Source organism: Citrobacter sp. Ce119, from assembly GCF_030334525.1.
GTDB lineage: Bacteria > Pseudomonadota > Gammaproteobacteria > Enterobacterales > Enterobacteriaceae > Citrobacter > Citrobacter europaeus.
Window position 1 is genome coordinate 167429 of sequence record NZ_JAOWDR010000045.1, and the last position, 24406, is coordinate 191834.

A 24406-nucleotide genomic window follows, 5' to 3' on the forward strand; every position below is an offset into this window, starting at 1 on the left:
ACCTGACCATCATAGGAAATGAGGGGATTACTATTTTGATAAGTATCAAGCAATTACATGGGGGAGAACTATCGATAGAATAGCCTGTGCCTATTATAGAGATAAGACGTTACCTGTTTTGTTCACACCTCGTTGCAATCGAATGTTCTGAAAATGGAATATCTTCAGGTCGCGCAGAATTCTGAATTATTCATTATTTTCATTGGGATAGTTTTATTTTTTAAATATTGCCCAGCATTAAAACGTGATCGACCGCACGCTTTACTCACCAGACACCGAAGCGAATGTCTACGCTTAACTGACGAGCGGGCAATAGCCTTAATCTTTCAACGTCCATCGGAGGTCTTTCTCATTATGCTCAACCAGAAACTACCCCACGCCCCTTCTGAAGAAATGACGATCGACATCGATCTGCTTTATGAAATGGATCCGTGCGAGTTAAAGCTGGATGAAATGATTGAGGCGGAGCCTGAACCGGAGATGATTGCAGGGTTACCCGCCTCAGATGCGTTAACCCCCGCCGATCGTTACCTCGAACTGTTCGAACACGTTCAGTCGTCAAAATTGTTTGCAGATAGCAAAACCTTTCCCGATTGCGCGCCCAAAATGGACCCGCTGGACATTTTAATCCGCTATCGCAAGGTTAAACGCCACCGCGACTTTGATCTGCGACGCTTTGTCGAGAACCACTTCTGGCTCCCGGAAACGCCCTCCAGTGAATACGTTTCTGACCCGGAAAATTCGCTGAAAGAGCATATTGATCAACTGTGGCCAGTACTGACGCGCGAGCCACAGGATCACATCCCCTGGTCCTCCCTGCTGGCATTACCGCAGTCATACATTGTGCCCGGCGGACGTTTTAGCGAAACCTACTACTGGGACTCCTATTTCACAATGCTGGGCCTGGCCGAGAGCGGTCGCGAAGACCTGCTGAAATGTATGGCGGATAACTTTGCCTGGATGATTGAAAACTATGGTCACATCCCGAACGGTAACCGTACTTATTACCTGAGTCGCTCGCAGCCGCCAGTTTTTGCGCTGATGGTGGAACTGTTTGAAGAGGATGGCGTACGCGGCGCGCGTCGTTACCTTGATCATTTAAAAATGGAGTACGCGTTCTGGATGGATGGCGCTGACTCCCTGGTGCTTAACCAGGCCTACCGTCACGTGATCAGAATGTCTGACGGCTCTCTACTCAACCGCTATTGGGACGATCGCGACACGCCACGCGATGAGTCGTGGCTTGAAGACGTCGAGACCGCTAAGCATTCGGGTCGCCCACCCAATGAGGTGTATCGGGATTTACGCGCGGGCGCGGCCTCCGGCTGGGATTACTCCTCGCGCTGGCTACGCGACGCAGGCCGCCTTGCCAGCATACGCACCACTCAGTTCATCCCGATTGACCTGAACGCATTCCTCTACAAGCTGGAAAGCACTATCGCCAATATTTCGGCACTGAAAGGCGACAAAGAAACTGAAGCGCAGTTTCGCCAGAAAGCCAGTGACCGCCGCGATGCGGTGAACCGCTATCTCTGGGACGATGAAAACGGCTGCTATCGTGATTACGACTGGCGACGCGAGCAAATGGCCCTGTTCTCTGCCGCCAGTATTGTGCCGCTGTATGTCGGCATGGCAACCCATGAACAAGCCGACCGACTTGCCAATGCGGTGCGTAGCCGCCTGCTAACGCCCGGCGGGATTTTAGCCACGGAACATGAAACCGGTGAGCAGTGGGATAAGCCCAACGGCTGGGCGCCGCTGCAGTGGATGGCGATCCAGGGTTTCAAACTGTACGGAGACGATCATCTCGGAGATGAAATCGCCCGTAACTGGTTGAAAACGGTGAATCTCTTTTATCAGGAACACCATAAGATTATCGAAAAATACCACATAGCGGATGCCGCGCCGCGCGAAGGCGGCGGCGGGGAATATCCGTTGCAGGACGGCTTTGGCTGGACCAATGGCGTGGTGCGCAGACTCATCGGTCTGTATGGCGAGCCCTAACGGCTGACGGTCTGAATCATCAGGCTGTCAGTTAATCGCATCATACAGTTCGGCGTGAATTTTCTGCCATTTCTTGTTTTCCGGGCTTGGCTGGGCGCGAACGCGCAGCTCGGCCTGTTCAAGATCATACTGCTGACGTGCGACGACCGCAGGCACTGAGCAAAAACTTTGCAGATAACTTTTGTGCAGCGAAGTGAGTGACGCCCCATTCGACATCGCATGGCTGAGCGTGGTCATAAACTGTCGGCATGGTTTGCTTTCGTCCATTTGCGAAGGGTAACGCAGCAGCAGCCTCAACACCTCGGTATTGCCCGCCGAGAACGCCTGCTCCGTCCATGCCAGCTTCCAGTCCATCCCGCCCTGCAGGAACAGAGACGTCACGCGGGTGTCATTGCGATCGATAGCCGCGCGCATGTTAAAGGCATCCCAGGTGATGCCCATTCGGGTTACCGCCTCCCGCGCGCTGGGGGCATCACGTCGCGGTTCTTCCTGCACAATTTCAACGGATTGCCCGGATGGCGCCTGTGGCGCTGGCACAGTGAATAACCAGAACGCACCCAGCGAAATCGCCAGCACCATCACGCCGACCGCGACCCACAACATGCCGGAAATTAGCTGTTCACGCTCTTCCGCCGTGCGTTTGGTCCGCTTCTCCGGCGGATCGATACTGTCTGCGATTTCTTGTTTATCACCACCCGCCTGCTCGTCTTTTTGCTTTGCGGCTTCCCAAAACTGGCGAACCGTCGCCTCATCTGACTCCAGATACGACGCAGGATTAATGCGCGTACGCCGTTCTTCAAATGCTCGCTGCACAGAATGAGTAATCTGACGGTACTGGTAATCCAGCAGCAGCAGTTGTACTGAGGTTAGAGGTTGCTGCGCGATAACACAGTTACGGGCGAGGCGGCAATCATCCAGGAACATCCGCAGCGTGATACGTGGTTCAACAAACGACATGAGCACTGAGGTATCGTTAAAAATCTGGGTAAAGTGGCGTACGAATAATTTCTTATCGACGACCATCAGCGCCAGTTCGCTAAACATCATGCCGTCCAGCGCATCCCGGCTTTCCCCCAGCTTTAACCAGCGACGCAAGCGTTCACCGCCAAAGTGCTGTTTCAGGAAGCTGTTGAGCGGATGTTGATCCGGCCATACCCGCGCAATCAGGGATTTGAGGGTTAATTCTATTGCGCGAAGCTGACGCTGCGCCCGCATCTGTGCATCCGGTTCTGCACGTTCAATCTCGGTTGGATACTTCAGGATGGGCTGTTGCTGGCGCAACTGTTCCAGAGAGGCGACAAAACGCAGCGCAGAAATCAGTTGGTTTTCACTGACGTCCTGACCATTTTCATATTGGGGTACGCTCTGCTGAAGATGACGCAGGCGCAAAGTGAACTGGCTCAATTGCGCATCATTCATCTGCAACCGTCTGGCGACAACTCCCCAACCGCCCAGATTCAGTCGTGCCTGGTCAAGCTGCTCGAGAAACCAGCGTGGATCTTTCCCCTCTGCTACGTGCACACCCAGCATCAGCAATATTTCTACCGACGCCTGGCGGATTATCCCCAAACAATGTTCAAATGGTGTACATGTCGCCTGTAATGCGCTATTGGTCATTATCTTCCCTAAAAGGCCCCAAAAAGTGCGGTCTCACAATGGTATGTAGTTATCTTTTTATAAACGCAGCGCTGTGACGCCGACCAAAACATATTCATATAGTAAATAAAAGTGTTTTACAGTGACTTCCGCACAATCATTGCAAATTATTCAGGGGATAAGCCAGTGCCTGTACTGCACACCCCGCGTCTCATCAGTCAACCGCTGCAAGATGATGACTGGATTTTTGGCCTGTTAAAACATGAATATCAGCCGCCCGCGCCATAAGGCATATTGCGGTAAAAACTGGCTGGGTGGCAACTGGCGTAACGCTGAGCATTACTTAGAATAGGTCTCTTTGCACAGAGATTATTATGCCGCTGCGTTCGACGCCTTTCACGCCCGCCTGTGTCACATTTATTAAGCAATGGCAGGGCCTGTCGCTGGAAAAGTATCAGGACAAAAAGGGAATTTGGGTTATTGGCCACGGGCATGAAATCACCGCAAACGAAACCTTTGCTACCCCAATAACAGCGATGCAGGCAGAAACATTGCTGCTCGCGGATATGCGTATCTGCGAGGCATTCATCCATAAGGAAATGCCGCAAATAAAAGACAGGTTTCAGCTGGAAGCATTAATTGTATGGATATTCAGCGTGGGAATTGCCCGATTTTGCGCTAAAGAAATCTGGCCGGTGGCTATTTCACAGCCAGAAACATTCTGACTGTGAAATATGTGCCCATTACATGGCGTCGTTTAACATCATTGCCGCCTGGGTACGGTTTTTTACCTCCAGGCGCTGATACAGCGATTCAAGATGGGCTTTTACCGTTCCGGTGCTGATATTTAACAATCGACCAATTTGTTTATTAGATTCTCCGGCGGCCAGCATCGTCAGAATCTCCCGCTGACGCGCGCTGAGCAATCTGATATTTTGCCCACCGCTTTCGGTAGCAGTTATGCAATCTCTGGGGATAAACATCATCCCCATCGCGACGCTATTGAGAGCCAGCGTGAAGGTTTCCGCGTCCGAATCACGCGGAACAATGGCCAGCACATTTAATTGCGTGACCTCCTGCAGCCACTTTTTACGGCAATCCGTTGCGGTTACCAGCACTTTTACCGTCGCAAAGCGTTCTGCTATCTGTTGCAGCAAGCTACGGCAGAACTCTGCATCAAGGTCGCCATCCAGCATAACCAACGCATCAGGGCTGTCTTCCAGCATCTGCCAAAGGTCATCTGCCTGACTGACACCCTGAACATCCACTCCTGGAATATGCTCTTGCAAACTTACATTCATTCCATGAATAAATATTGACTGCCTGTCAAACATTATTACCTGCATTATTTATCTCCGTCTGAATAAGATATTAGCCTTAACACGCGGAAGGGTATTACCCGGGGGGTAAAATAAGAAGTCACCATTTGGCGGAGGCCATTTTACCGATAGACGGAAAAGAAAAAAGGAGAAGTTATTAATAGTTACAGCTCAAACCAAAGAATCACACAAAGGATCAAAAACGGGGTCCAATATTAAGAAAATCCTTAATACTGGACGTTCAAAATCGGAACGTTAATATTAATTTTCAGAGTCTATATTCTTAGCTAAAAATAAGGAACTCACAATAACAGACAAATATGTTACAAAACGAAATGTCGCATCAAATGATCATCACCTGTGGTTTACCCGGGCAGCATTGCCGTATCAATCGACGCTAAAGATTGCAGGTGATTGCATTACTCCAATCAGCTCTTCAAGCGGAACGGGTCTGCAGAAATAATACCCTTGTAAAAAATCACAGCGTTTTACGCGCAGATAGTCAGCCTGAGCCCGAGTCTCAACGCCTTCGGCAATCATGCGCAGATTCATCTTTTGCGCCAGCTCAATAAGCGTATCGATAATCCTGGTATCACCTCCCTCGCCAATCTGGCCGACAAACAGTTTGTCTATCTTGATGAACTCCGGTTCCAGCGCGTGGAGGTAACACAGATTCGAGTACCCCGTCCCAAAGTCATCTAACGCCACGGCGATATTGGATTTCCTCAACGAGGCAAACCACTCGCTTAACTGAGGGGTAAAGTGCAGAGGGCGGCTTTCGGTAATTTCGATAACCAGTTGAACCTGACCTGGGGCAAGTTTTTGCATGAGCGCCACGGCGTCCGATTCAAAGCGCGGATCGAGGCAGTTTTCGGGGCTCAGATTCAGGTTAAGGTAAAGTCCTTTGGGGAAAAGAGGGAGTCGTGGCTGCAGATCGGCAATGACCTGCTGGATAAGTTGATGCGTCAGCGAGGCAATCAGGCCCTGCTCCTCCGCCAGGGGAATAAATACATCAGGGGGAATAATGCCATACTGAGGATGCGTCCATCGGGCGAGCACCTCAATACCTGCTATTTTACCCGTCTGGCTGTTAAAAATGGGCTGATACACTGGTCTGAACTGGCGCTGAGCAATGGCTGTCTTCAACGCTTTTACCGGCGCACAGGTAAGGAAACGGGCCAGCAAGCCACTGGCGTCAGAGAATAATGTCGGGAGTTGCCTGGTTATGGTAATCATCACGAGCCTCAAGCGTGCGGCAGCCGGTCCAGAACAGCCGCACGGCAATCATCAGAACTTGACCCAGTCGTCCTGGTCGTTAGAGGAAGGACGTACCATCGAGGTCGGCCTGACGGTGTTCCCACCTTTTACCTTGTGGTTTCGCGCAATGGCGCTTTGATCGTTCGACACGCGGAAGATCGACACCACTTTTTCAAGTTGTACGGCCTGTTCCTCCAACGAGCTGGCCGCTGCTGAAGACTCTTCAACCAGAGCGGCGTTTTGTTGGGTAGTGGTATCCATCTCCGCCATGGCCTGCGCAATTTGCGAAATCCCGCGGCTTTGTTCATCGGTCGCGGCGGCAATTTCATTCATGATATCGCGCACCTGAGACACGGAAGTCTCAATCCTGGTCATCGCAACGCCCGCGCTCTCCACCAGGTGAAAACCGTTATCCACATACACCACGGACTCATTAATCAGGTTTTCAATCTCTTTTGCTGACTGAGCGCTGCGTTGGGCAAGCGTACGCACTTCAGCCGCAACCACGGCGAAACCTTTCCCCTGATCGCCCGCACGGGCAGCTTCTACCGCGGCATTGAGCGCCAGAATGTTAGTCTGGAAAGCAATACTGTTAATGACGGTGGTGATTTCAGAAATACGGTGCGAACTGTCGCGCACGCTCTTCATGGTCTCAATCACCTGCAGTGAGATCGTGCTTCCTTCCGTCGCGTTCTGTGAGGCTTCATCCGCCAGCAGTCGCGCATGGTTAGCATTTTCAGCGTTCAGCGCGACGGTCGAGGTGAGCTCTTCCATACTGGCGGCAGTTTCCACTACCGCGGCAGACTGTTGCTCAGTGCGGGCCGATAAATCCATATTCCCCGCCGCAATTTCTGAGGACGACCTGGCAACACTATCCACGCCGTCACGCACATCGTTAATGATGTTTTTCAGGTTGCTGTTCATGGTGGAAACCGCCTGCATGAGCAGGCCCGGCTCATCACGACGCGTACTGGTCAGGGTGCTGGTTAAATCCCCCCTGGCGATAAGCTCCGCCACGCGCAGGGTTTCGTTCAGCGGACGAGTAACGGATAAGGTAATCCCCATTGCCAGCAGGACGCCCAGCGCGATACCAATAACGGCGACTATGCCCATCTGCAGTTGGACGCTCTCTACCGTATCGGTGACCTTTTTCTGCTGCATGCTAAATAAGGTCTGAATCGCCTGGGTCAGCGTGACCGCTTTGCCGGTCAAGGTATCGGAGAGCGCTGCCTGTTGATCCCAAACGCTTTTGTAATTGACCAGCTCAGCCGCTACGCTCTGCATGTTTTCACGCCCGGACTGCAACCAGACCTTTTGATCTTCAGAAGCAACCAACAGCAGTTGCCCGGTATCGGACTTTGCCGTCTCCAGACGTTTGCGGATCCCATTCATTAACTCATCTGTCGGATGCTGTTTATACAGCGACATCTGTGAGTCAATGTCACTCATGATAAATGCGATTTGCGCCGCAACAAGCGCATGTTGGGCGTCCAGCGTACCATTCCGGCTCAGCGTTGAAGCCAGCTCAGAGTTATCGCACAGTCCCTGGGTATTCAGTTTTTGTTCGCTGATTTTCTTTTCAGAAAGCGCTTTCGTAAAGGGTTCAAGGCTCGCAACGTAGCTATTGACTGCATTTACCGTATCGTCCAGCGCCTTTTTCCCCTCCTGGGACCAGGACAACGTATCCATCTCAACGGCAATACCCTGCATGCGTTTGGTGGCGGCGTTGATTTGATCCAGATATTTCTGGTCCAGCGTATACTGAAAATTCGTGCGTCCCAGGCGTACCTCGGACAGCGCGTTAAACAGATCGGTGGTATGTCCGTTTTTTCTCACTTTGTCCTGGATATTTGCCAAACCAAGCAAGCCCGAAACCAGAATAGCAAGCGTAACAAGCAGGACGATTGAAAATCCAAAGAATAATTTCTTACTGACTTTTAAATTGGTAAACCGATTAATTATGCCCATATATTACCCCAGAGTCGGTATATACCGAACAACAATGCTATTTAACGAACATTAATAGAAAATAGATATAGAAAAGGTAACGATAAAAAAAAGCCCCTCACACCTGCGTGCTCAGGGCAAATACCTGGGTTGACATCACTCACTCAGGTTATCTGTCTTCTCCCTTTTTTTAACGGCGTGAGTCGGGAGTTCGCTCACTCTATAATAAACGGGGATGACATCAGGATAATTGATAATATACCCCCGCCCTCTTATATTAAGAATAAAATCCCTGGGTAACCCCAGCAGGCTAAGTTTATTATTAAGATTGTGCAGAACCTGCCATAATCTTTGCGTGGAGGGGCTCAGACTGTGCGCCTCCCAGATTTTTTCAAATAACTCTTCTTTCGTTACCGGCTGGCTCCTGGCATTCATTAATAAATACAGGAAAAGCCTTAACATTGTTTCATTAAAATAAATTGACGCAAAAGCGAGGCTTTTCTCGGTATGGCTACCTGTAAGCCGATACAGTCGGCGATTAGAAATGTCAAAATGAATTTCATCACCGATCATAAATCCATATAGACGATAGCCCATATCTTATACCCACGTTAAATGAAGACTAACATGCACCTCTACATATAAGCGTTGAGATAATCCATACCGTTTATGTGGTGGATTATATGGCTGCTATGAATGCTTTCCAATCCACAACCCGATGTACTATAAGGAACCGGTCGTTTAGCATTCGTTTATGGTAGATTAGAAGTTATAAATTAAATTCACGGTTTATTATTCTTCATATGTGAAATTTTCAGAGTATGTACCCTGTTTGCGCATAAGCGATCGAACACTCAACTTTTAATGTCGAATTTTTATAATTCTAAAGAATTAAATCCTTAACCCCCTGACTCGCTGTATCGTCTGCTCCCTTTATCACATTGACGCCACGATAAGAGCAATCGGCCACAAGAAGCAGTGATATTTTTTGATTTATACTGAATCATAGCGCACAACTTGAGGGGAAACGCGTGAAACACGCTGACAGATATAACGATAATTATTTGATTTACAAACTAAAAAATCTGAATCAGAAGTTTTACGCGCAAGCCAGTTAAACATCGCGGACAATCCGGCCCCTGAACGGCCGCAAATGGTCATGTCATGAATAAAGTGTTTCTGATAAACGAAACGGTAATATTTGAACCGGAACTTCGCCGCCTTGGGTCATTAGCGAGTTACCCGGAACGCGCGGTCACTCTGCATGGCCCGGTAAATGAATGCCTGGCGCAACTACTTGAACACAATGGAGAAGTGCTTACACAACGTTATCTTTTCTCTGCCGTATGGGAAAAGCAGGGAGCGGTTGTCACGACCAATGCGCTTTATCAGACGATTTCATCCATTCGCAAAGCGCTGAAGGCGGCGGGTCTGGCTGATGATGTGGTAAAAACGCTGCCCAAGGCGGGCTTTAAGTGTATTGCCCGGGTTGTTGCGGGTGAGCGGGACAATTTTATTAAACCGCAGAAAATATCTGCCGACCCCGTTTTAATCGCACCATCATCTGAACAAACAGAAGCATTTGTCGAGGCCACTAAAACATCACCAAAGCGTTTGTGGCCGTACTGGGTAGCTCTCCTGCTGTTTATTCTCTCCTGCAGCGTCCTTTATCAGACCTGGAAATATGAAGAGCCCATTTTTGCTCGCTATCACCCTGTTGGCCAAATGAACGGATGCACGGTTTTCTCTTCCTGGTACGATCGTGACAAAAGCCAAAGCGCATTTGAAGCGTTGTCCGGTCGCTATCCATTCAGTTGTCATGAAGGCGAAAATGCTTATTTAACCCTCAACCATGCGCAGCGTGGTGTAACGGTGTTAATTTGCGATAATAACCCACAAAAGAGCGCCACACGTTGCCGCTCCATTTATTACAAGCAGCAATATAATGAAAATAAATAAGGGTCTTCTAATCTGGTCGCTAATTGCTCTGGCGATTGCGGCACCGCTATTGGCCGCCATTTATATTCAACATCAGCGAGCGAATTTTAGCTGTGAGATCCACACCGCCATTGTGTATGACAATTCGGTACTGGATATGATCCTGGACTTTAATCTTAATAACGGTAATGGTAACTATGAAGCCGTGGGGGAATATACAGAAGATGGCGCTCAGTCTCAGTCCGTCAGTAATAAAGTGACGTTTAAATACTGGCATGAGGATGGGGAAGTGATCATGGTTTCTGATGAAACAAATCCACTCCCGAAGAAGAATGAACTCTTCAGAACGTTTATCCCCGATTTCTTTCAGCACCGCGATCGCGGGATCAGATTTCAGATAATACCGGCAAACGCCACCAGCTATATTTTTAACTATGATGGCGCGCCAGTTTTCTATTGCTCCAAAGGCTGACCAAAAGAGGGTCGATTACAGGAACATCCCGCCAGAGACTTCGATACGCTGCGCCGTCATCCAGGCCAGCTCATCGCTGAGCAACGCAGCAATAGCGTCGCCAATATCATCCGGTAACCCAACGCGCCCCAACGCCGTTTGCGATGCGATGTACGCATTCAGTTGCGCATTATCCCGCACGTTTCCGCCGCTAAAATCCGTCTCTATTGCACCAGGCGCTATAATATTCGCCGTAATACCGCGCTCGCCCAGCTCTTTTGCCTGATAACGGGTTAATACCTCCATCGCGCCTTTCATGGCAGCGTAAGCGCTGTAGCCTGGCAGCGCAAAGCGCGCCAGCCCGGTCGAAACATTAAGGATCCGTCCACCGCTGTTGATCAACGGCAGCAGGTTCTGCGTCAGGAAAAAAGGACCTTTAAAATGGATGTTCAAAAGCTGGTCAAATTGCGCTTCGGTGAACGCCGGATACGGTGCGTTAATGCCAATCCCGGCGTTGTTCAATAAATAATCAAAGGTGTCGCTTTGCCAGTGCGTCCGTAGGGTTTCCTGCACCTGTTTAACAAACTGTGGGAAAGTCGAAATATCGCCGACATTCAACGGCAATGCCGCTGCTTTACTGCCAGATTGGCGGATCTCCTCCACAACCTGCTGCGCTTCTTTTTCATTGCTGTTCCACGTCAGGATGATACCAATTCCTTTACTCGCCAGCTTCAGCGCCGCGTTTTTACCGAGTCCACGGCCGCCGCCGGTCACCAATGCGATACGTTGCGTCATAAGAAACCTCATTTCAGGTGTTGTGAAGATTGAGACAAAGCTTATTAGGTGGTAGAAAAACAATAAATACCGCTGACTGCGCATTACTGTTTCATTTAGAACAACAATAGGGCATGAGAATGGATAAAATTCACGCAATGCAGTTGTTCATCCGCGTCGCAGAACTGGAGAGCTTTTCACGCGCGGCAGACACCCTCGGACTTCCTAAAGGTAGCGTATCGCGCCAAATCCAGGCCCTGGAAAATCATCTGGGCACGCAGTTGTTGCATCGCACTACCCGCCGCGTTCAGCTCACGCAAGACGGCATGATTTATTACGAACGTGCGAAAGATCTGTTGAGCAACCTGGATGAACTGGATGGGCTATTTCATCACGATCCGGCCAGCATCAGCGGCAAGCTGCGCGTCGATATGCCAGTTGGCGTGGCGAGAAATCTGGTGATGCCCCGCTTACCGACCTTCTTGCATCAATATCCGGGCCTTGAGATCGAACTCAGCAGCAGCGACCGTCTGGTGGATTTGATCCGCGAAGGCTTCGACTGTGTAGTACGCGTGGGAACGCTGAAAGATTCAGGGTTGATTGCACGCCTGCTGGGAAAACTCACCCAGATTAACTGCGCCAGCCCACAATATCTCGCCCGCTTTGGTTATCCGGAAAGCCTCGAAGATTTAGCCTCCCATGCGGTGGTGCACTACTCGGTCAATTTGGGAACGCGTGCGCAAGGCTTCGAAGTGGCGACAGACAACGGTGCTAAATGGGTTAAAACCGGCGGTATGCTGACGGTGAACAGTACCGAAACGTATCATGCGGCATGTCTTGCCGGTCTGGGCATTATTCAGGTACCGCGCGTGGGTGTACGTGAAGCCCTGCGCGCCGGTACATTGGTCGAAGTATTGCCGCAATATCGCGCCGAGCCATTACCGGTTTCATTGCTCTATCCGCATCGCCGCAACCTCTCCCGCCGGGTACACCTGTTTATGGAATGGTTGACCGGCGTGATGAAAGACTATGTGGACTGACAAGCTATACTGTCTTGAGAATGAATAAAACAAGGATTACTGCCCTGATGACGCAGGAAAAAGAAATTAAACGCCCCATCCAGGAACTTGAGCACGCACCGATCCCAAAAATTGAGACCCAGGAGCGTAAAAAAACAGAAACCGACGGTACGACCAATCAGGCATTGAAAACCGCCCTGACCTTCGCCGATAAAATTCAACGTCAGCCCGTCATCGCCCATATGATTCGTGCCGCAGAGCGTTTTAATGACCGCATGGGAAACCAGTTTGGCGCCGCCATCACCTACTTCTCGTTTCTGTCGATGATCCCCATTCTGATGGTGTCGTTTGCCGCCGCAGGTTTTATTCTCGCTTCGCACCCTACGCTGTTGCAGGATATCTTCAGCAAAATTCTGCTCAACGTCAGCGACCCGACGCTCGCCTCTACGTTGAAAAACACCATCAATACCGCCGTTCAGCAACGTACCACCGTGGGTCTGGTCGGGCTTGGCATTGCGCTCTATTCCGGAATTAACTGGATGGGCAATCTGCGCGAAGCGATTCGTGCCCAGTCGCGGGATGTCTGGGAGCGTACCCCACAGGATCAGGAAAAAATTTGGGTCAAATATCTGCGTGATTTTGTGTCCTTGATAGGCTTATTGATTGCGCTGATTGTTACTCTGTCCATTACCTCCATCGCCGGTTCCGCCCAGCAGATGATTATCTCTGCGCTGTATCTCGACGGTATCGACTGGTTGAAGCCCGCCTGGCGACTGATCGGCCTGGCCATTTCTATTTTCGCCAACTACCTGCTGTTCTTCTGGATTTTTTGGCGGCTACCGCGTCACCGACCGCGTAAGAAAGCGCTCATTCGCGGTACGTTTATCGCGGCGCTGGGGTTTGAAGTCATCAAAATGATCATGACGTACACGCTGCCATCGTTGGTCCAATCACCGTCAGGCGCGGCGTTTGGTTCCGTGCTTGGACTGATGGCATTTTTCTACTTCTTCGCCCGTCTGACGCTGTTTTGCGCAGCCTGGATTGCCACGGCGGAATACAAAGACGACCCGCGAATGCCGGGGAAAACTCAATAGCCACCGCCGGATTAGTTGTGAATTGCCGGATGGCGACGCACTCGTCTTATCCGGCCTACGGGTGAGTTTGTAGGCCGGATAAGCGCAGCGCCATCCGGCAATTATAATGCCGCCTGTTCTTACTGATTTAGTGAATAAATCCAGTCCGTAACTTTTATTTAACCAAAAACCAGTTTTATCATCCAAGTTTTAAATTTTGTGAAGCATTTCATGGAAGTGAAATCTCCAGCCTAAAAATTATCCCCTTTTTGCTCCATTTTTGACCAACACCAAGGTTTGTTACAGATTGAAATGTCTCTTTTGCTGTGCGTAATATGACCTTTCGTTCGACCTAAAATAAGAAAATATTATGCAAGCAACAGCCACAACGCTCGACAACGAACAGGAACATACCCCGGTCAACTCGCGCAATAAAGTCGTCGTCGCCTCGCTCATTGGCACCGCCATTGAGTTCTTCGACTTCTATATTTACGCCACCGCTGCGGTAATCGTGTTCCCGCATATCTTCTTCCCCCAGGGGGATCCGACCGCTGCTACGCTGCAGTCGCTCGCCACCTTTGCTATCGCCTTTGTCGCACGGCCGATCGGTTCCGCTGTGTTCGGCCATTTTGGCGATCGCGTAGGGCGCAAAGTCACGCTGGTTGCTTCTCTACTCACCATGGGGATCTCGACGGTTGTCATTGGCCTGCTGCCGGGCTATGAAACTATCGGCATTTTCGCCCCGCTGCTGCTGGCTCTGGCGCGTTTTGGCCAGGGGTTAGGTCTGGGTGGTGAATGGGGTGGTGCTGCGCTGCTGGCGACGGAAAACGCACCGCCGCGTAAACGCGCGCTGTACGGATCATTTCCGCAGTTGGGCGCGCCTATCGGCTTCTTCTTCGCCAACGGCACTTTCCTGTTGCTCTCATGGCTGCTGACCGACGAGCAGTTTATGAGCTGGGGTTGGCGCGTGCCGTTCATCTTCTCTGCGGTGCTGGTGATTATCGGTCTGTACGTACGCGTCTCGCTGCATGAATCTCCGGTCTTCGCCAAAGTGGCTGCGGCGAAAAAACAGGTGAAAATCCCGCTGGGAACCCTGCTGACAAAACATGTCCGCGTGACGATCCTCGGCACGTTCATCATGCTGGCGACCTATACGCTGTTCTATATCATGACCGTCTATTCGATGACGTTCAGCACCGCTGTAGCGCCTGTAGGGCTTGGCCTGCCGCGTAATGAAGTGTTGTGGATGCTGATGATGGCGGTTATTGGCTTTGGCGTTATGGTGCCGGTGGCGGGTCTGCTGGCCGACGCGTTTGGTCGTCGCAAGAGCATGCTCATCATCACCACGCTTATCATTCTGTTTGCGTTGTTTGCCTTTAAACCACTGCTCGGCTCTGGCAATCCGGTGCTGGTTTTCGCCTTCCTGTTGCTGGGCTTGAGTTTGATGGGACTGACATTTGGTCCGATGGGCGCGCTGCTGCCGGAGCTGTTCCCGACCGAAGTGCGCTACACGGGGGCATCGTTTTCATACAATGTTTCATCGATTCTTGGCGCTTCCGTTGCCCCTTACATTGCCGCATGGCTGCAGGCGAATTACGGTCTGGCGGCAGTCGGTACGTATCTGGCATCGATGGCGGCGTTAACGCTGATTGCGCTGCTGTTAACCCACGAAACCCGCCATCAGTCATTGTGATTCTATTGCCGGATACGGTGTAACCACCGCATCCGGCCAGACGTCACTTCTTCATCTGCGACAGGATCGTCCGGCACTGATTCGCGTCACTCTCTGACGGCGAAATTAGCGCCAGCAAGGCCGCCGCTGGCGTCACCAGTGTTGCCAGCGCGGCAGCAACCGCACCGCGCGCAATCAGCGGCCCGGCCTTCACGCCAGCCTGCGGATCCTTAAAGGTGCCGCGAACATACAGCGGCGAACGCAGCGTAATAATACGAATGCCTTTGCTCTCTGGATCGATGGTTAAATCCAGTTGCTCCGACGCAAAGCTCGCCGTACCGGTGACATTGATGACCGCGTTTTCCGTGTCGAAAGCAAAAATCTGCGGACGCGCCACGCCGTTCACAATATCCAGATTCGCCGCCGCGCAGTTCACCCGCACCTCGTCATCACCAAATATCTGCCCGACGATATAGTTACCCAGATTCAAGCCCACAATTTCCATCAGATTCCGGCTGATCAAACCATCGTTCATCAGTAGCTTGAGGTTGCCATTGCTGTTACCAAGCAGCGCAGCGACCGAGTTTCCGCTCCCACTAAACCTGGCGTCACCGTTCATTTCGCCAAGCGTTTTTTGCATCAGTTCCACATCCGGCATCAGCGCTTTAAGCTTCAGGCGGCGAGCCTGGATATCCGCCTGCCCCCGCATCGGCTTTTTATCCCCTTCCAGATGGATGCTGGAAACAATGCTGCCGCCTGCAAGACCGAATTTCAGCGGCTGCAGGCGCAGGTCGGCATTTTTCAGGATGATATGGGTGGAGAGATCGCTGATCGGCAGACTGCTGCCGTGCTCAATACGCCGTCCTTTGAAACGCACGTCAGCGTCCATCACGTTCCATTTGTCGGTTTCAAAACGGTCATACGGCAAGACCTTGCCCGCAGGTTGAACGCTCTTCTCACCTTTGCGCTGTTCAGATTGTTTTGCCCGTTCTGCCCCTTTGCCTGAATCCACACCGATCAACGGACCCAAATCAGCCAGCCTCAGTTGGCGAGACTCAACATCCCCCTTCAGCATGGGTCGCGGTTTACCGGTGGTATAGGCCAGCGTTCCGTGAATATCGCTATCACCAATGCGGCCATTAAAATCGCGGTAATCAAAAACAGAGGATTTTTCCGGGTCGATTTTTGCCACCAGACGCCCGTCGGTTTCAAACGGCGGCGTATCCGGGAGCAGTACGCCGGTCAAATCGTACAAATCCCCTAGCGAATCTCCCGAGAATTTAAGCCGCAGATCCGCCCCGCCCATGTTCAACGGATCGTTTATCGTGCCGATAAACGCCACGCGCGTATTGCCCGAACGGAAATCAGCCTGAATCGGGAAAGGGGTATTTTCACCACGCAGCGCCAGCATTCCGCCTATTTTCCCGCTACCGCTTAGCGGTTCGCCGTTATATCGCCCTTGCGCTTTCAGCCCAAATACGTAGTCCTCGACGCGGGCGTTGCTCTCTTTACCCTTTGCGCCGGTCACTTCGCTAAAGGGCAACGGTTTACCCAGCGGATCGACCAGGATCTCAAGCTCTGACTTCGTCACCTTATCGTTAATGGCGATACGTCCCTGATCGAACAGAATGTTATCCAGCCGGAACGACCACGCGGATGGCGGCGCATTGGGATCGCGATTTTCATCCCCTGCTAAGTTAAAGATCCAGTTATTGTTTTTCTCAGACAGGCGGATAAGCCGCGCATCGGGTTTGACCAGCTTGATCCACGGGAGCCAGACGGTTTTTGTCAGCAGCGCCAGTGGGGCGAGCGTGGCTTCAACGCGCGGGAGATGCACCATGGTAACGTCAGGAATATCTGGCGGGTTGCCAAGGATAATATCTTCGGCATGGATATGCGGCCACGGAACCCAGCTACGCCAGCCGGTTTCCTGCTGCTGGCGCTGCCAAACCACGCCCAGATCCCCTCTTATGGCGAAGGGCCGGTTGAGTTCTGTAGAGACTTTCTGGTTGATGGTCGGTTTGAGCCGGTTCCAGTCAAATGTCGCAATCACAATGATGAGTACGACGATCAACAACAAGAAAACCCCTATTACTGAAGTGGTTATTTTACCTGTTCTCGTCATGTCTAACCTCCTTACTTCCTTCCTTGCCTGTCCTAAAGATAGTCCAGTAGAAGAAAAGGAGGCGCTCTACATCCTCATCAAAGGGACAGAATAACGTCTTCGAGGGTATCCAGGGGCACTGGACGAGAGAGAAAATAGCCTTGGGCCGCGAAAGCCGGTGAGTTTTGCACATCACGCCACTCTTCCAGCGTTTCGACGCCTTCAACAATTACGCCGCGGCAATAGCGGTTCATCAGCTGTAACAGTAGCGTGAAGAGATTGCGGCCTTCCGGCGTCTGGCGCAGCATGACAAACAGGTCCCGCGCCACTTTGATATAGTCGTAACTCACTTCGCTCAGGGCCGAGAAGTTCGCCATACCGGTACCGAAATCATCCAGCCAGAGCGGGCCAAATTCGCACATTGAGGCAAACGACGAGCCCTTCGGCAAACGGATATGCTCCACCAGTTCAAAGCGCAGCCACGGCAGGCATTCGATGATTTTCAGGATTTCGGGATCCTGGCGCATGGCAATAAGCGTTGGCCCGTCGACATTCACTGATGCCAGCAGATTATTGACCCGGAAAAACGCTGCTTTTTGTTCAAGCTGTAAAAGCTGCTCTTTCACTACATCGACACGATGTCGGACGGCTACTTCGGCAAAATAGCGGTCTGGCGCGATGCGTTGGGAGGGGTTTTCAGGATGGCTCACGACGGTCAGCAGCTCAACGGCCATCAGCCGACCGTTGGTCTGGTAAATCGGCTGGTAGGTGTAAGCACGCTCGCACTGCAGCCAATAGCGTCTCTCCTGCAAGCTTTCAATACTCGCATCGGGCGTAATTAGCTGCTGGGTAACCTGCTTTATCATCTGAGATGTCCTGTAAATAAGAGTGTGACTGACCGGACTCGTCAAAGGTTATCGGCGTTCAGGCGCAGAACTTTACGTTCAGCCGTACGCAAAATAGAAACTAAGCGGCAAAAAACGACGCAGAACACGTGCTGGCTCAAAAAAATAATGGAACGATGTTTTAATATAGTTGACCACTTAACACCCACAGCGCACACTAACGCTAATTTTTTTCAGAGCAGGTTACGACTATGTCCAGAAAGATTGCCGTGATTGGCGAATGCATGATTGAGCTGTCACAGAAAGGCGCTGACGTTCAGCGCGGATTCGGTGGCGACACGTTGAATACATCCGTTTATATCGCCCGTCAGGTCGATGCTGCGGCACTTTCCGTACACTATGTGACTGCACTGGGTACCGACAGTTTTAGCCAACAAATGCTGGAATCCTGGCAGGGCGAAAACGTCGATACCTCATTAACTCAGCGCATGGAAAACCGCCTGCCGGGCCTCTATTACATTGAGACCGATAGCACCGGCGAGCGCACCTTCTATTACTGGCGTAATGAAGCCGCCGCAAAATTCTGGCTGGAGAGCGAACAGTCCGCCGCGATTTGCGAAGAGCTGGCGACATTTGACTATCTGTATCTGAGCGGAATCAGCCTGGCGATTTTAAGCCCGGCAAGTCGTGACAAGCTGCTGTCATTGCTGCGTGAATGCCGTGCCAACGGTGGAAAAGTCATTTTTGACAATAACTACCGTCCACGCCTGTGGAGCAGTAAAGAAGAGACCCAGCAGGTGTATCAGCAGATGCTGCAATGCACCAATATTGCGTTCCTGACGCTGGACGATGAAGACGCGCTGTGGGGTGAAAAACCCGTTGCCGAGGTGATTGCCCGTACTCACGCTGCTGGCGTTCAGGAAGTGGTTGTGAAGCGCGGCGCAGATTCTTGCCTGGTTTCCATTGCAGGCGAAGAACTGATCGACGTTCCGGCCGTAAAACTGCCGAAAGAGAAGGTGATCGATACCACCGCTGCGGGAGACTCCTTCAGCGCCGGGTATCTGGCGGTACGTCTGACCGGTGGCGATGCTGCTGATGCCGCAAAACGCGGCCATCTGACGGCAAGCACCGTCATTCAGCATCGTGGGGCGATTATCCCCCGCGACGCCATGCCGCAATAACGTGTTGTTCTTGTAGGCCGGGGGCGCTTAGCTTGCCCGGCCTACAGGTTTACTGTACCGGCGGGATGTCCGACACTTCAGGATGTGATTCATCCGTCTCAACCGAGGTTGCCGCTGCGGTAACCGGCGCCATAATGCTATCCCACGTCGCCTGCAGATCCTTCATATTGAATTCAGGTTCACCCTTTGGCTGCAGCAGGATTAACGCCATGTCTTGCGACAATTGCTGACGCAGGTCCTGATTCAGCATCTCAACGCTCAGGCTGTTCAGGAAGCTCTGGCGTAAACGCTGATACTGTTCAGGCGCAATATCCACCACCTGATTTTGCAGCGAGCGCAAACGCTGGCTGATCAAAATATCGGTATCGGTGCGACCATAGGTGGCAAACAGCTTCTGCAGTTCCAGATTCTTTTGCGCCACCAGCGCATTAAACTCTTCTTCCGGCAGCCCCTTATCACGCACTTTGGCCAGCTCACGCGCAACCGTACCGAGGTTCGCATTCAGCTTACCGTTCGGTGATTCAACGTTGATGGCGCACTGCGCGCGCAGGAACAGCACCCGACAGTCGAATCCAAGGCCAATGTCTTTGGCATTGTTTTTGGTGAGCTCCTGCTGAATGTGCCAGAACAACGCTTCGCGAGCTAAATCAGCGCGCCAGTAACGTAGCAGTGCGGCAGATTCACGGATCGGCTGCCACGGCGTATCCCACATAATAGACAGACGATCCTGACGTACCGCATCAGTCATGATGCTCACAGCCTCTGCACGCAGCGGAGAGAGCGTCGGTACCGGCGCCGGGGTTTCGCGTTTACCTTTTAACTCGCCAAAGGTTTTGTTGATTTGCTCAGCCACGCTGCGCGCATCTACGTTACCGACGATAATCAGCGTCATCGCATCCGGGGTATACCATTTCTGGTAGAAGGACTGGATTTTCGTCGCATCGACAGGCGTTTTCAGCGGATCGGCTGGATCGTGACCCAGCAGCGTCGATCCCTTCAGACGATAGCGCCACCATCCCTCTTTGGTATCTGACGGCCAGGTTGCCACCATGTCTTCACTACTCAGCGCATGATTGACCGTTTCAGGGGTAATGCTCAAATTGCCGGAAATATTGGCCAGATATGAAAGCGACTCTTTCAGCAGATCGTTACGGCTGTTAGGCAGACTGAGGTTATACAGCGTGGAATCATAGGAAACGATAACGGGCGGCATGGGACGTTTGGGATCGAACCCCTGCTGCCAAAGTGAACGGGCTTGCGTGGCGTCGAGGCCGCCGCTTTGCGTCAGCGCGATACGTGGGATCGCATGGCTGAAACCACTCTGTTGCGTACTTTCGGTGAGTGAACCGGTATTAACCAGCAGGCGAACCTCAATACGGTCGCTGGGGCGCTGGGGAGTGGCCAAGACTTGCCACTGTAAACCATTTGCCAGCGTACCCTGTTGCCACGCCGGGTCAGGCTGGAGCGCATCTGCCTGCACATAGCCGGCAGTGGCCATCATCAGCAAGCCGCCCGCTAAAAGTCGAATTTTTGTGCCCTGCATGTGAACCCCTGATCAACTATCCTGGAAATAAAAAGACAGCCCGTGAAAGGACTCTCTGAATATGACGTTAAAAACACTTCGTGTTAGACCGCAAGAACATAAAAATGTCACGGAGGAAGTGAAAAAATCCCGACGCCGCCGAATCGGCAGTTTCAGGCACAGGGGGTAATTATGCGCAAACACCCGCAGTCCTGGAAGGGACTACGGGCATAAGTGACGAGATTAAGAGGATAAATCGTGCGTTTTGCCATCCGGCGCACGGTTATTCAACGTATCATCCAGCTTTTTGGTGTCCAATTCTTTCACCCATTTAGCCACAACGACAGTTGCCACACCGTTACCAATCAGGTTGGTCAGCGCACGGGCTTCAGACATGAAGCGGTCAATACCGAGAATCAGCGCCAGACCTGCAACCGGCAAATGCCCCACCGCAGAGATAGTCGCGGCCAGAACAATAAAGCCACTCCCGGTCACACCCGCAGCACCTTTTGAGGAGAGCAGGAGCACTACCAACAGGGTTATCTGATGGAAGATATCCATATGGCTGTTGGTGGCCTGTGCGATAAACACCGCCGCCATCGTCAGATAGATTGATGTCCCATCAAGGTTAAACGAGTAGCCCGTGGGTATAACCAATCCGACAACCGACTTCCGACAGCCCAGTTTTTCCATCTTATCGAGCATGCGCGGTAGCGCGGACTCGGAAGAGGAAGTCCCCAGAACGATCAGCAGTTCTTCACGGATATAGCGGATGAATTTAAAGATACTGAAGCCGGTTGCGCGCGCAATTGAGCCCAGCACCAGCACCACGAACAAAATACAGGTGATGTAGAAGCAGATGATCAACTGACCCAGTTGGACCAGCGTCCCGACGCCATATTTACCGATGGTAAAGGCCATGGCACCGAAAGCACCGATCGGCGCCAGGCGCATGATCATATTGATGATGCCGAAAATAACCTGTGAGAAACTTTCAATCACGTTGAAAATCATCTGGCCTTTGCTACCCAGACGATGCAGCGCAAAACCAAACATTACTGCAAACAGCAATACCTGCAGGATGTTACCGCTGGCAAACGCGCCAATGACGCTCGCCGGGATAATATCCATCAGGAAACCTACGATCCCCTGGTCTTTTGCCTGCTCTGCATACATTGCAACCGCTTTGGCATCCAGCGTCGCCGGATCGACGTTCATCCCGGCACCGGGTTGCACCACGTTGACGATGATAAGGCCGATGATCAGCGCAATCGTACTGACAATTTCAAAATAAAGCAGTGCAACCGCACCGGTGCGGCCTACGGCTTTCATACTTTCCATGCCTGCAATGCCGGTAACGACAGTACAGAAGATGACAGGTGCGATGACCATTTTGATGAGCTTAACGAAAGCATCACCAAGCGGCTTCATTTGTGCGCCTAATTCAGGATAGAAATGGCCAAGGAGAATACCTATGGCAATTGCTGTCAGGACCTGAAAGTAAAGGCTTTTGAATATAGAGGTTTTCATAGGGTGTCCTTAAAGTAAAAACCACAGGTCTTGTAAGGTTTTGTTTAACCTGCGGCCTTAAAGTAACACCCACTCAACATGACAGAAATGCACCTGGATCATAATTGATACAGAAATGTTAAAAATTTTGAGCTGGCTCGCACAAGCGAGACCTTTTTTAACTTTTGTAATCAGCGTTTTCCGGCGTCAGATAACGTTCTTCGAAGATATTTGCCGGGACCGGCCTTGCAAACAGGAACCCTTGCGCCACTTCAACTCCGGCTTGTGATAACCATTCGCGTTGCGCTTCAGTTTCGACGCCTTCGGCGATCATCTGCAAATTAAGGCTATGAGCCAGCTGAATAATGGCGGAGATCATGCTGCAATCTTCAGGAACGCCATCGACAAACATCTTATCGATTTTAAGTACATCTACCGGTAACGACTTCATATGCTGCAGCTGTCGCAGACCGGCATACCCCATGCCAAAATCGTCCAGTGCGATACGCACGCCTGCGTTGCGCAGCGGGCGTAAAATAGCCACAGCGGCATTAGGATCATCAATATGCCGGCTTTCGGTCACTTCCAGAATCAACGTCCCTGGCTTGATGCGATAGCGATTTAACAATTCCAGCAGATCCGACACCATACTCGGGTGCATCAGCTGTAGCGCAGACAGGTTCACCGACAGAGGCAGCATCAGGCCGCGTTCCTGCCAGGCTGACAGCTGGCGGCATGTCTCTTCCAGCACCCAGTAACCGACCGTTACCATCAGACCACAGGACTCAATCCTGTCGATTAACCCTTCTGGCAGCTCCCAACTTCCGTCCGGCTGCTGCATTCGCAATAATGCTTCTGCGCTCAATACCTTACCGCTAGACATCTCCACCTGCGGCTGCATCCAGAGCGCAAACTGACGGTTATCCAGCGCGGTAAGAATATCGTTCTCTTCCGTCAAACGCTGCTGCGCCTCTTCCATTTGCAACGGATCAAAGAACTGAATCTGGTTTTTACCTTTGTGGCGCGACGTTAACACGGCTGAGAGCGCCCGGCGGTATAGCTGTTCTGCGGTCAAATCGCCATTAAACATCGCCACCCCAATGTTGCAGGCAGGACGGAGTTGAATACCCTGAATCGGTAATCGCTCATTAACGATAGTAAGTACTTGCTGACCTAGCGTAATCGCGTGCCAGGGCTCTTTTACGCCATGTGCGAGGATGGCAAAGTCATAGCCGCTCACCTGGGTAAGCACCATTCTGGGGGCCAATACTGACTTCAGCTTTTCAACCAGCGTAAGCAACAGGATTTCCCGCTGGGTCTCGGATAACACACCCGCGGTATCACGCAGGGTTTCGCAGGTGACAATCATCAGCGCCGTCGTCTGCTGGCGGGTAACAACCTGCTCCAGCAGTTCCATCAGAAACGACTTGTTGGGCAGTTCGGAAACCGGGAACCGCATTGAATTGTCGCTTTGTTCTTCACTGTGGCGCTGAATCAGCTGCTGATTGAGGTTGTAGCTACGCACCAGCAGGCCAATCTCATCATCCTGATGCAGACGCGGCAGCGTCAGCTGATAGCCAATCAGATTCTGTTGGGGAATATCGTTTAACTCACGTGCTATTTTACGTAATGGATGCAAAATCAATCGGTTAATACACCATGAGATGGCTATTGTGAGGATTAACGATAGAAGTAAGTAAATGGTCACTAACGTTGAGAGCGTACTCATCACGAACTTATACATGCGGTAAGAATCCGCCTGCAGCACCAGATACGCCAGCGGTTGCGGGTTCGCTGAACGCTCAAGAGAATAGACCGGTAGCGAGATTTGTACCGGAAGCTCAAACAGACGGGTCACCGTAACCGGAACCGGACGCTCAGGGATAAAGCTCATGCGCAACGCCTGAAACTGATTGGGCAGCACCACATCGGCACGACTGACCACGCCTGCAGGCCGAATACTTCTTAAAATGGCTTCCGCTTCGGGAATATCCCCTTTCAGGATTGTGCCCGACAGAGGCTCACGGACGGAGCGAGCGATACTTTCCAGTTGCGTAGCCGTGTTATAGCGGTTCTGCTGGACCAAATGGAACAACAAAACGGTGCAAAAAATAAACACAAACACCATGACAACGGCCGCAACCATTGCCATCTGCTTAATTGTTAACGAGCGACTGACACGCAAACTGACTCTC

The 24406-nt window shown here is 51.5% G+C and carries 19 protein-coding genes; 8 read left to right on the top strand and 11 right to left on the bottom strand.

Annotated elements, in window-relative coordinates:
• Positions 1-354: 354 nt before the first annotated feature.
• Positions 355-2004 carry an alpha,alpha-trehalase gene (locus OGV80_RS07375; RefSeq protein ID WP_043018647.1) on the top strand — a complete coding sequence of 550 codons (1650 nt, stop codon included), beginning with the start codon at positions 355-357 and terminating at the stop codon, positions 2002-2004.
• Between the two features lie 27 nt (positions 2005-2031).
• Here OGV80_RS07375 and OGV80_RS07380 read toward each other — a convergent pair whose 3' ends face one another.
• Complete coding sequence (locus OGV80_RS07380; protein ID WP_080625986.1) at positions 2032-3621, bottom strand: STY4199 family HEPN domain-containing protein; 1590 nt, start codon at positions 3619-3621, stop codon at positions 2032-2034.
• Between the two features lie 353 nt (positions 3622-3974).
• Between OGV80_RS07380 and OGV80_RS07385 the strand changes: the two genes are divergently transcribed.
• Complete coding sequence (locus tag OGV80_RS07385) at positions 3975-4325, top strand: glycoside hydrolase family protein (RefSeq protein WP_286514329.1); 351 nt, start codon at positions 3975-3977, stop codon at positions 4323-4325.
• An 18-nt stretch (positions 4326-4343) separates the two neighbouring features.
• Here OGV80_RS07385 and OGV80_RS07390 read toward each other — a convergent pair whose 3' ends face one another.
• The 4 genes from OGV80_RS07390 to OGV80_RS07405 form a co-directional block, all read right to left on the bottom strand.
• Positions 4344-4946, bottom strand: a complete 603-nt coding sequence (locus OGV80_RS07390) for a helix-turn-helix transcriptional regulator (protein ID WP_043018650.1) — start codon at positions 4944-4946, stop codon at positions 4344-4346.
• A 360-nt stretch (positions 4947-5306) separates the two neighbouring features.
• Entirely contained in the window at positions 5307-6155 is an 849-nt protein-coding gene (locus tag OGV80_RS07395; RefSeq protein WP_286514332.1) for an EAL domain-containing protein, read from the bottom strand.
• Positions 6156-6206: 51 nt separating this feature from the next.
• The gene (locus OGV80_RS07400; protein ID WP_286514335.1) at positions 6207-8144 is read right to left on the bottom strand and encodes a methyl-accepting chemotaxis protein; all 1938 of its coding nucleotides are present in this window, start codon (positions 8142-8144) and stop codon (positions 6207-6209) included.
• Positions 8145-8279: 135 nt separating this feature from the next.
• Complete coding sequence (locus tag OGV80_RS07405) at positions 8280-8720, bottom strand: winged helix-turn-helix domain-containing protein (protein ID WP_043018653.1); 441 nt, start codon at positions 8718-8720, stop codon at positions 8280-8282.
• Between the two features lie 567 nt (positions 8721-9287).
• Between OGV80_RS07405 and OGV80_RS07410 the strand changes: the two genes are divergently transcribed.
• Positions 9288-10082, top strand: coding sequence for a winged helix-turn-helix domain-containing protein (locus OGV80_RS07410; RefSeq protein ID WP_051642800.1), 795 nt, complete (start codon positions 9288-9290; stop codon positions 10080-10082).
• On the top strand, positions 10069-10533 hold the full coding sequence (locus OGV80_RS07415) for a YqeJ family protein (RefSeq protein ID WP_286514337.1): 465 nt from the start codon (positions 10069-10071) through the stop codon (positions 10531-10533). The genes OGV80_RS07410 and OGV80_RS07415 overlap by 14 nt, the downstream gene beginning before the upstream one ends.
• Positions 10534-10548: 15 nt before the next feature.
• Here OGV80_RS07415 and OGV80_RS07420 read toward each other — a convergent pair whose 3' ends face one another.
• The gene (locus tag OGV80_RS07420) at positions 10549-11307 is read right to left on the bottom strand and encodes an SDR family NAD(P)-dependent oxidoreductase (RefSeq protein WP_043018655.1); all 759 of its coding nucleotides are present in this window, start codon (positions 11305-11307) and stop codon (positions 10549-10551) included.
• A gap of 119 nt (positions 11308-11426) precedes the next feature.
• Here OGV80_RS07420 and OGV80_RS07425 point away from each other — a divergent pair, with 119 nt between their 5' ends.
• The 3 genes from OGV80_RS07425 (at position 11427) to OGV80_RS07435 (ending at position 15071) form a co-directional block, all read left to right on the top strand.
• Entirely contained in the window at positions 11427-12326 is a 900-nt protein-coding gene (locus tag OGV80_RS07425) for a LysR family transcriptional regulator (protein WP_286514340.1), read from the top strand.
• A gap of 47 nt (positions 12327-12373) precedes the next feature.
• On the top strand, positions 12374-13399 hold the full coding sequence (gene yhjD / locus OGV80_RS07430) for an inner membrane protein YhjD (RefSeq protein ID WP_047408025.1): 1026 nt from the start codon (positions 12374-12376) through the stop codon (positions 13397-13399).
• A gap of 349 nt (positions 13400-13748) precedes the next feature.
• Positions 13749-15071 carry an MFS transporter gene (locus OGV80_RS07435; RefSeq protein ID WP_286514349.1) on the top strand — a complete coding sequence of 441 codons (1323 nt, stop codon included), beginning with the start codon at positions 13749-13751 and terminating at the stop codon, positions 15069-15071.
• Positions 15072-15114: 43 nt separating this feature from the next.
• Here the strand turns inward: OGV80_RS07435 and OGV80_RS07440 are convergent, their stop codons facing one another.
• Both OGV80_RS07440 and pdeH read right to left on the bottom strand, forming a co-directional pair.
• Complete coding sequence (locus tag OGV80_RS07440; protein WP_286514350.1) at positions 15115-17175, bottom strand: AsmA family protein; 2061 nt, start codon at positions 17173-17175, stop codon at positions 15115-15117.
• A gap of 77 nt (positions 17176-17252) precedes the next feature.
• The gene (gene pdeH, locus OGV80_RS07445; protein WP_043018659.1) at positions 17253-18020 is read right to left on the bottom strand and encodes a cyclic-guanylate-specific phosphodiesterase; all 768 of its coding nucleotides are present in this window, start codon (positions 18018-18020) and stop codon (positions 17253-17255) included.
• A 230-nt stretch (positions 18021-18250) separates the two neighbouring features.
• Between pdeH and kdgK the strand changes: the two genes are divergently transcribed.
• A complete protein-coding gene (kdgK, locus tag OGV80_RS07450) occupies positions 18251-19180 on the top strand; it encodes a 2-dehydro-3-deoxygluconokinase (protein ID WP_286514351.1) in 930 nt (309 codons plus the stop codon).
• A gap of 49 nt (positions 19181-19229) precedes the next feature.
• On the opposite strand, the gene OGV80_RS07455 is transcribed toward kdgK, so the two are convergent.
• The 3 genes from OGV80_RS07455 to hmsP all read right to left on the bottom strand — a co-directional run bounded on the left by OGV80_RS07455 (position 19230) and on the right by hmsP (position 24396).
• Complete coding sequence (locus tag OGV80_RS07455) at positions 19230-20723, bottom strand: M16 family metallopeptidase (RefSeq protein ID WP_043018661.1); 1494 nt, start codon at positions 20721-20723, stop codon at positions 19230-19232.
• Between the two features lie 222 nt (positions 20724-20945).
• Complete coding sequence (gene dctA, locus OGV80_RS07460; RefSeq protein ID WP_003827429.1) at positions 20946-22232, bottom strand: C4-dicarboxylate transporter DctC; 1287 nt, start codon at positions 22230-22232, stop codon at positions 20946-20948.
• 157 nt (positions 22233-22389) lie between these two features.
• Complete coding sequence (gene hmsP, locus OGV80_RS07465; RefSeq protein ID WP_047408009.1) at positions 22390-24396, bottom strand: biofilm formation regulator HmsP; 2007 nt, start codon at positions 24394-24396, stop codon at positions 22390-22392.
• Positions 24397-24406 lie beyond the last annotated feature (10 nt).

Coding starts and splice junctions, on each gene's coding strand:
- OGV80_RS07375 (WP_043018647.1), top strand. CDS start 355: ATGCTCAACCAGAAACTACCCCACGCCCCTTCTGAAGAAATGACGATC.
- OGV80_RS07380 (WP_080625986.1), bottom strand. CDS start 3,621: ATGACCAATAGCGCATTACAGGCGACATGTACACCATTTGAACATTGT.
- OGV80_RS07385 (WP_286514329.1), top strand. CDS start 3,975: ATGCCGCTGCGTTCGACGCCTTTCACGCCCGCCTGTGTCACATTTATT.
- OGV80_RS07390 (WP_043018650.1), bottom strand. CDS start 4,946: ATGCAGGTAATAATGTTTGACAGGCAGTCAATATTTATTCATGGAATG.
- OGV80_RS07395 (WP_286514332.1), bottom strand. CDS start 6,155: ATGATTACCATAACCAGGCAACTCCCGACATTATTCTCTGACGCCAGT.
- OGV80_RS07400 (WP_286514335.1), bottom strand. CDS start 8,144: ATGGGCATAATTAATCGGTTTACCAATTTAAAAGTCAGTAAGAAATTA.
- OGV80_RS07405 (WP_043018653.1), bottom strand. CDS start 8,720: ATGGGCTATCGTCTATATGGATTTATGATCGGTGATGAAATTCATTTT.
- OGV80_RS07410 (WP_051642800.1), top strand. CDS start 9,288: ATGAATAAAGTGTTTCTGATAAACGAAACGGTAATATTTGAACCGGAA.
- OGV80_RS07415 (WP_286514337.1), top strand. CDS start 10,069: ATGAAAATAAATAAGGGTCTTCTAATCTGGTCGCTAATTGCTCTGGCG.
- OGV80_RS07420 (WP_043018655.1), bottom strand. CDS start 11,307: ATGACGCAACGTATCGCATTGGTGACCGGCGGCGGCCGTGGACTCGGT.
- OGV80_RS07425 (WP_286514340.1), top strand. CDS start 11,427: ATGGATAAAATTCACGCAATGCAGTTGTTCATCCGCGTCGCAGAACTG.
- yhjD (WP_047408025.1), top strand. CDS start 12,374: ATGACGCAGGAAAAAGAAATTAAACGCCCCATCCAGGAACTTGAGCAC.
- OGV80_RS07435 (WP_286514349.1), top strand. CDS start 13,749: ATGCAAGCAACAGCCACAACGCTCGACAACGAACAGGAACATACCCCG.
- OGV80_RS07440 (WP_286514350.1), bottom strand. CDS start 17,175: ATGACGAGAACAGGTAAAATAACCACTTCAGTAATAGGGGTTTTCTTG.
- pdeH (WP_043018659.1), bottom strand. CDS start 18,020: ATGATAAAGCAGGTTACCCAGCAGCTAATTACGCCCGATGCGAGTATT.
- kdgK (WP_286514351.1), top strand. CDS start 18,251: ATGTCCAGAAAGATTGCCGTGATTGGCGAATGCATGATTGAGCTGTCA.
- OGV80_RS07455 (WP_043018661.1), bottom strand. CDS start 20,723: ATGCAGGGCACAAAAATTCGACTTTTAGCGGGCGGCTTGCTGATGATG.
- dctA (WP_003827429.1), bottom strand. CDS start 22,232: ATGAAAACCTCTATATTCAAAAGCCTTTACTTTCAGGTCCTGACAGCA.